Raw genomic sequence first — 436 nt, 5'->3', positions numbered from 1 at the left:
GTAAGCGAGCGCCTGGCCGCACCAGTTCGGCGTGTACAGTTCCAGGTTCAGGTTGACGCCCGAGTCATTGGCCACCTCGCGCTCGGCAAAGCCGCGCACGGACGCGGCGCCACCGGCGCCGAACTGCTCGCCCGGCACCAGCGCGTCCGGGGTAACTTGCGCGTTGACCAGCGCGCGCCATTGCCAGTCGTCGGCCAGCACGCGCCCCGTGCTGGCACTCAGGCGCACGGTGTTGTAGGCCGCCTTGGCATGCGCGCGCACGCGGTCGAAATCGGCTTGCGCGCCGTGCTTGCCACCGGGAATGTTATGCGCGAACGTGACGGCCACGCTGGTCTCGCCCGCGGGCACAGTCCAGTTGCCGATGTAGCTGACGCTGAGCGGATGCACGCTGACGTCGGCGCCCAGTTCCATGCCGAACAACTGCACGCTGTTGCGG

General features: G+C 68.8%; 1 protein-coding gene. It reads right to left on the bottom strand.

The genetic code is table 11. The annotated features are described in order from the left end of the window. Positions 1-436 (bottom strand): ShlB/FhaC/HecB family hemolysin secretion/activation protein (locus E4T88_RS18960; RefSeq protein ID WP_167755484.1); only part of this gene is annotated, 436 nt, incomplete at both ends.

The sequence above is a fragment of the Dysgonomonas mossii genome (assembly GCF_004569505.1).
Classification (GTDB): domain Bacteria; phylum Bacteroidota; class Bacteroidia; order Bacteroidales; family Dysgonomonadaceae; genus Dysgonomonas.
Note: the sequence above shows the minus strand (reverse complement) of the source record. Positions and strands in the feature narration are given on the sequence as shown.